This is a genomic window from Bradyrhizobium sp., from assembly GCF_049586575.1.
In the GTDB taxonomy this organism is placed as follows: domain Bacteria; phylum Pseudomonadota; class Alphaproteobacteria; order Rhizobiales; family Xanthobacteraceae; genus Bradyrhizobium.
The window spans coordinates 1-6,503 of sequence record NZ_JBAVCF010000349.1 but is presented as its reverse complement, the minus strand read 5'-3'; the positions used below and the strand labels follow the sequence as shown (position 1 = coordinate 6,503).

Below are 6,503 nucleotides of genomic sequence, written 5' to 3'. Positions count from 1 at the left end.
ACGCTCGATACCAATGAACGTTCGCTGTTGCAGGTGAAGGTCAAGGAGGTCGATGAGGCGGACGACATCTTCACCAAGCTGATGGGCGACGTGGTCGAGCCGCGCCGCGAGTTCATCCAGGACAATTCGCTCAGTGCGAATGTAGACGTCTGATGTAGGTTTATCTGAGAAGTTCGGAATCTTTTGCGCGCCAGAACCCGGCGTGACCGGTCTGGCCAGAATTCGTGGGCGAGCCGTGACTGAAGTCTCCGCGAGAGAATCGCCCGCCGACCTTCTCGATGGCGCACCTCGCCCGGCACAGGCTGGTGCGTTCCATTCCGCCTCGCAGCCGAGCATCGCCAAAGCCGGCTCAAAGGGACGCAACGGCGGAATCGATGCACTCCGCGCGGCCGTCACCTTGCTCGTCGTGTTTCACCACACCGCGATCACCTATGGAGCCATCGGCGGCTGGTATTACAGGGAAATCGCACCGTCGAATTCGCCAAGCAGCCTGTTGCTGATTCTGTTCTGCACGGTGAACCAGGCCTGGTTCATGGGTCTGTTTTTCCTGTTGGCAGGCTATTACACGCCGCCTGCGTATCGGCGTCATGGCACGGCTGGTTTTGTCAGAGAGCGGCTGATCCGGCTTGGGATTCCGCTCGTCTTTTATTTTCTTGTCCTGCACCCGATCACGGTGGCACTGGCCCTGACGGCGAAAGACCTTTCGTTTGTCCGCGTGTTCGCCTGGTTATGGCGCAACGGAAAGTTCGAGCCGGGCCCGCTATGGTTTGCCGAGGCGCTGCTGATTTTTGCGGCCGTTTGGTTGTTGTGGCGCGGGTTGCGCAAGCCGGAGACGACGGCGAAGGTCGCTTTTCCCTCCGATGGCGTCCTTTTCGCTGCGGCTCTCGTCACCGGCGCCGCTGCGTTCCTGCTGCGGCTGGTGTGGCCGGTCGGCGTCAACGTCGCCTTTCTGCAACTCGGCTATTTCGCTTCCTACATCGTGTTATTCGCGGCGGGGTGCGCCGGAGCCGAACAAAGATGGCTCGAACAGATACCCGAAAGTCTTAAACGCCGATGGGTGCGAATTGCCTGGATAGCTTTTGCCATTTTCCCCATCGTTGGGCTGCTCGGGAGCAAAGTGTCATGGCTTCACGGGCGGCCTGAAGGCGGCCTGAGTCTTCAGGCGCTGGTTTATGCGTTCTGGGAGCCCTTCGTGGCCTGGGGCTTCATTCTGGGGCTGTTGTGTTTTTTCCAGCGACGGTTTGTCCAGCTGAGCGGCGTCTGGCCTGCATTGGCGCGCCGCGCTTTCCTGATCTACATCATTCACCCTCCAATCGTCGTCGGCGTCGCGCTGGCTTGGCGGGATGTCGCGGCGCCGGCACTCGTCAAATTCCTTGTCACCGGCTCGCTGGCCTGCGCGCTCTGCTATTTGATAGCGGGACTTGCCCTTCGCATTCCCGGCGTCGCGCGGATTGTTTGACGGCTATGATGCCCGTTGCCGTAAATTATCCCTGAAAGACCCTTACACGCCAAGCGGCCTCGAAGCGTCAACGAGCCTTGTGAAGTCTGATCTGGGGATGTCCGATGCCGCGCATGCACATCAATCTCTTCATCCAGGGCCGCGGGCATCATGAAGCGGCGTGGCGCCATCCAAAATCGTCCCCGCTGCCGCTGACCGACATTCGTTACACGGTGGAGATGGCACAGAAAGCCGAGGCCGGCTGTTTCGACTCGATCTTTCTCGCCGATGTCCTTGGTCTTTGGAACGACGTCGAGAGCGCGCCATTCAATTGGCTGGAGCCGATCACGGCGCTTGCAGCGCTCGCCATGGCGACCCAGCGCATCGGCCTGATTGCCACCTGCTCGACGACCTATACCGAGCCCTACAACCTGGCCCGTCAGTTTGCCTCGCTCGATCACATCAGCCGGGGTCGCATCGGGTGGAATATCGTCACGACGTGGTTGCCCCAGGCCGGCGCCAACTTCGGCCATATCGGACAGGTCGGCCATGCCGATCGCTACGAGCGGGCCGAGGAGTACATGACGGTGGTCAAGGGCCTCTGGGATAGCTGGGCCGACGACGCTGTGCTCGATGACCGCGAAGGAGGACGCTATGCCGATCGCGCGAGGGTAAGGGCGATCGATCATAAGGGACCGCACTTTCCGGTGCTTGGACCCCTGAACATGCCGCGCTCGCCGCAGGGCCGTCCGGTCTTTGTCCAGGCGGGCTCCTCCGACACCGGCAAGAAGTTTGCCGCGCGCCACGCCGAAGCGGTGTTCACGGCGCATCTGGAGAAGGCCACCGCGAGAGCGTTCTATATGGACCTCAAGGAGCTGGTTTCAGCCGAGGGCCGCGATCCCCGGCATGTTCTGATTCTGCCGGGGTTCAGCCCCATCATCGGCTCCTCGGAGGCTGAGGCCGAGCGCTATGGTGCCGAGCTCAACGAACTTTCCGATCCTGAAGTCGGCCGCAATCGCCTCTCGCAGCGGTTTGGCGGCTTCGATTTCTCACATCTGGCGCTCGACAAGCCGTTGTCGCCGGCCGATTTCCCCGACCCCAGCAAGAACGAGGCTTCCCGCAGCCGGACGGAGGCCGTCGTTGCGCTTGTCGCCAGGGAGCGGCCAACGCTCAGGCAGCTTCTCGCCAAGCTTGCCGGCGCGCGCGGACATTTCACCATGGCCGGACCGCCGGAAAAGATAGCCGACATCATGCAGGATTGGATCGAAACCGGCGCCGCCGACGGCTTCAACCTGATGCCGCCGGTGCTGCCGCACCAGCTCGATCTCTTCATCTCGGAGGTCGTTCCGCTGTTGCGGAAACGAGGCTTGTTCCGCGATGCCTATGAGGGCGCAACGCTGCGCTCCCATTTCGGGTTGTCGCGTCCGGCGGTGCATTTTGGCTAGAGATCGTCCGTTGATTTCGTCTGATGATCTGGAGTAGCTGGAATAGACTGATTTCGCTTGGAGGACACGCAGGTGCCGCCCATCCAGTACATCGTCGAGGGCGGCCACCGATTGACAGGCACGATCGTGCCGTCCGGCAACAAAAACGCCGCACTGCCGATCATCGCCGCCGCGCTTCTGACCGAACATCCCGTCACGCTCGACAATGTTCCCCGCATTCGCGACACCGAAACGCTGGTGGAGTTGATCCGCTCGGTTGGCGCGGCGGCGGAATGGCAGAAGCCCAATACGCTTGTCATTCACGCCAAAAGCGTTCGCGCCGCCGATCTCGATCCGGAACTCTGCGCACGGATCCGCGCCTCGATCCTGCTTGCCGGGCCATTACTGGCACGCTGCGGCGAGGTGGTGTTGCCGCCACCGGGCGGCGACGTGATCGGCCGGCGCCGGCTCGACACGCATTTCCTCGCCTTCGAGCAGCTCGGCGCCACAGTTGCGGCGTCGGCTCGATTGGAGCTGCGCTGCTCCCGCCTGAAGGGCGCGGATGTCTTTCTGGATGAGCCCAGCGTCACCGCTACCGAGAATGCACTGATGGCCGCGGTTGCCGCCGATGGCATCACATACCTGCGCAACGTGGCGTCCGAACCGCATGTGCAGGACCTCGCGCATTTCCTGGTCGCGCTCGGCGCCCGCATCGACGGCATCGGCACCAACGCCATGGTCGTGCATGGGCCGGCCACGCTCGGCTCCGTCAATTATGCGATAGGGCCCGATCACATCGAGGTCGGCTCGCTGATCGGGCTTGCCGCGGTGACGCGCTCAAAGCTGCGCATTGCGCGGGCCGGCGTGGCGCATCTGCGCTCGATCCGGATGGGGTTCGAGCGGCTCGGCATCTCCTGCGAGGTCGAAGGCGACGACCTCATCGTGTCCGATCGCCAGACGCTCAAGATCCAGGACGACTTTGGCGGCCATGTGCCGAAACTGGAAGACCAGCCATGGCCGGCTTTTCCCGCCGACCTGATGTCGATTGCGATTGTGACGGCGACCCAATGCGCCGGTGTCATTCTGATGTTCGAGAAGATGTTCGAATCCCGGATGTTCTTCGTCGACAAGCTGATCGCGATGGGGGGCCGCATCGTGCTGTGCGATCCGCATCGCGCGATCGTCGCGGGTCCGAGCCGGCTGAAAGGCGCGCTGATGAGCTCGCCCGATATCCGCGCCGGGATGGCAATGCTGCTGGCGGCCGCCTGCGCCGACGGCGTTTCGACCATCAACAACGCCGATCAGATCGAGCGCGGCTATGAGCGGATCGACGAGCGGCTTAATGCGCTCGGCGCCAGGATTACCCGCGTGCCGGCGCGCGGGACGTAGCGCCATGCGTTGTTTTGCGCATTGCGTTACTCACCTGAGGCGCGCAGATTTCGCGCAGCCAAGATGATCCGCGAAGTCAAACCCGAGGTTGACCGCGACAGCGTACTGGCCGGTGCGCAGTTTGCCGACGCCTTCCGTGTAACTGTCGCCGACGCCAAGCTGGATGCGCGCGACGCAGCCGAGCGAATATTTTCACGAAGTCCGCGCTGGGTGCGCCGAGTTTAACAGAAATTCTTGGTCGTCCCTGCGAACGCAGGGACCCATACGCCGCGGCCTCTCGACTGATAAACGCAGGTAAACACCTTCCGTAACCACAAAAGCCGGTGGTTATGGGTCCCTGCGTTCGCAGGGACGACAATGAGATTTCCCCCGCTAATCCAGCAAATCGCTGAGATCGCGCCATTCGAGATTGTCGCGTTCGATAAGCTCGATCTTCCAATCGCGCTTCCACCGCTTCAATTGCTTTTCGCGGGCGATCGCTTCCTCCGACGATCCGTCGGGTTTCAACGACCATCATCTGGATTTCCGTGTCGTGGTCGACGTTGTGCCCGTAGGCGAGGCGCGCGAGGTGACCGCCACCACATTGGTTCGCACCCATAACCGGCTTGGGCGGGTCTATCCCACCAGCATTCTCCCGTTCCACCGCCTGATCACGAAATCCATGCTCGGGCAGGTTTGCGAGGCGCCGTCATAGCGCCGGGCGCCGCGTGGCCATGCGATCGCGGCCATTGAAGAAGCGGTGCCGGAGACTTAGTCTCACCAGGCCTGTGGACCTGGTCCGCAGGCTCGCCAACCAACAAATCAGGCCGAGGAAAGAATGGCAGAGGAAACCGCAACGCTTGCCGCCTATGTCGCCGGGCTGAAATTCGAAGACATTCCGCCGGAGGTGCGAGAGCGCGCCAAGGCCCTGACGCTCGATTTTCTCGGCAGCGCGATCCGGGCGCGGCGCGATGCGGAATCCACGCCCTCGTTATTCAAGACGCTCGAGGCGCTGGCGCTCGATACCCGCGGCGAATCCACCGTGTTCGGCGACGACAGGACGTGGACGCCGGCGGTCGCAGCGCTGCTCAACGGCGCGCTTGGCCACTCGCTCGATTTCGACGACACACATGCGGATTCGTCGCTGCATGCGAGCGCACCGGTGGTTCCGGCTGCGTTTGCCATCGGTGAACTCGTCGGGGCCTCGGGCCGCGAGGTGCTCACCGCGATCGTCGCCGGTTACGAGGTGTGCTGCCGGCTCGGCAATGCACTCGATCCGACCTCGCATTATGCCCGCGGTTTCCATCCGACCGCGACCGCAGGCACGTATGGCGCGGCCGCGGCGGCCGCGAAATTGTTTGGACTGTCGAAGGACCAGATCGTTGCGGCGTTTGGCGTGTCCGGCAGCCAAGCGGCGGGTTCGCTTCAGTTCCTGGTCAACGGCGCCTGGAACAAGCGCTATCAGGTCGGCGCGGCCGCGATGAACGGCGTAATCGCCGCGACGCTCGCGCGCAACGATTTCGTCGGCGCGACGCAATCAGTCGAGGGCAAGCACGGCTTGCTCGTCGGCTATAGCGACAACGCACACCCGGAAAAGGCCGTCGCTGATCTGGGCCAGGTCTACGAGACCATGAAGATCGGGGTGAAGCCCTATCCGAGTTGCCGCTACACGCACGCTGCGCTCGATGCCTTGATCGCGATGCGCAGGGAGCACAATCTGACGCCGGACCAGATCAAGCGCGTCGAAATCGGGCTGCACCGCAACGGCATCACGCTCACCGGCGATGCCGCCACCAAGCGTCATCCGACCTCGGTCGTCGGCGGACAGTTCTCGATGTTCTTCACCGGCGCGGTGGCGCTCGATCAGGGCCGCTTCGGCTGGGACGATTATGAGCGGCTTGGCGATTCCGCCATTGGCGCGCTGGCCGACAAGTTCGACGTCGTGCAGGACGATCGTCTGGAAACCGGCCGCAAGCATCCCTTTGGCGCACGCGTCAGCATCACCACGGATGACGGCGTCCATGAGCGGATCCACGACGATCCCTCCGGCGAACCGAACTCGTTTCCGGATGCGCAGGCGATGGCTCAGAAATTTCTGACGTTGGCGCGCCCTGTCCTGAATGGCCGCGCCGATCAATTGGCGGACGCGATTCTTTCGCTGGAGCGATTCGATCGCGTCGAACAGGCGACCCACCTGGGGCGCCAGTAAGCCCTTAAGCTTACGGCTCGCGTCGCGCCGTCCAGGCGTCGCGCCGCGTCACCCATAAATCGGA

At 62.8% G+C, this 6,503-nt stretch carries 7 protein-coding genes and 1 pseudogene; 7 read left to right on the top strand and 1 reads right to left on the bottom strand.

From position 1 onward, the window contains the following. The 5 genes from WB528_RS13640 to WB528_RS13620 all read left to right on the top strand — a co-directional run. On the top strand, positions 1–153 hold a 153-nt coding region (locus tag WB528_RS13640), incomplete at its 5' end, for a hypothetical protein (RefSeq protein WP_423888941.1). A gap of 82 nt (positions 154–235) precedes the next feature. Beyond that, positions 236–1,459 carry an acyltransferase family protein gene (locus WB528_RS13635; protein WP_423888940.1) on the top strand — a complete coding sequence of 408 codons (1,224 nt, stop codon included), beginning with the start codon at positions 236–238 and terminating at the stop codon, positions 1,457–1,459. A 104-nt stretch (positions 1,460–1,563) separates the two neighbouring features. Next, positions 1,564–2,883 carry an LLM class flavin-dependent oxidoreductase gene (locus WB528_RS13630; RefSeq protein ID WP_423888939.1) on the top strand — a complete coding sequence of 440 codons (1,320 nt, stop codon included), beginning with the start codon at positions 1,564–1,566 and terminating at the stop codon, positions 2,881–2,883. Between the two features lie 72 nt (positions 2,884–2,955). Beyond that, complete coding sequence (murA, locus tag WB528_RS13625) at positions 2,956–4,251, top strand: UDP-N-acetylglucosamine 1-carboxyvinyltransferase (RefSeq protein ID WP_423888938.1); 1,296 nt, start codon at positions 2,956–2,958, stop codon at positions 4,249–4,251. Between the two features lie 63 nt (positions 4,252–4,314). Continuing rightward, positions 4,315–4,476, top strand: coding sequence for a hypothetical protein (locus tag WB528_RS13620; protein ID WP_423888937.1), 162 nt, complete (start codon positions 4,315–4,317; stop codon positions 4,474–4,476). A gap of 147 nt (positions 4,477–4,623) precedes the next feature. On the opposite strand, the pseudogene WB528_RS13615 reads toward WB528_RS13620, so the two are convergent. Next, positions 4,624–4,740: pseudogene (locus WB528_RS13615) on the bottom strand (GIY-YIG nuclease family protein); the annotation flags it as partial. Positions 4,741–4,783: 43 nt separating this feature from the next. Here WB528_RS13615 and WB528_RS13610 point away from each other — a divergent pair. Then, positions 4,784–4,945 carry a DUF2867 domain-containing protein gene (locus WB528_RS13610; protein WP_423888936.1) on the top strand — a complete coding sequence of 54 codons (162 nt, stop codon included), beginning with the start codon at positions 4,784–4,786 and terminating at the stop codon, positions 4,943–4,945. A 123-nt stretch (positions 4,946–5,068) separates the two neighbouring features. After that, on the top strand, positions 5,069–6,439 hold the full coding sequence (locus WB528_RS13605) for an MmgE/PrpD family protein (RefSeq protein ID WP_423888935.1): 1,371 nt from the start codon (positions 5,069–5,071) through the stop codon (positions 6,437–6,439). Positions 6,440–6,503 lie beyond the last annotated feature (64 nt).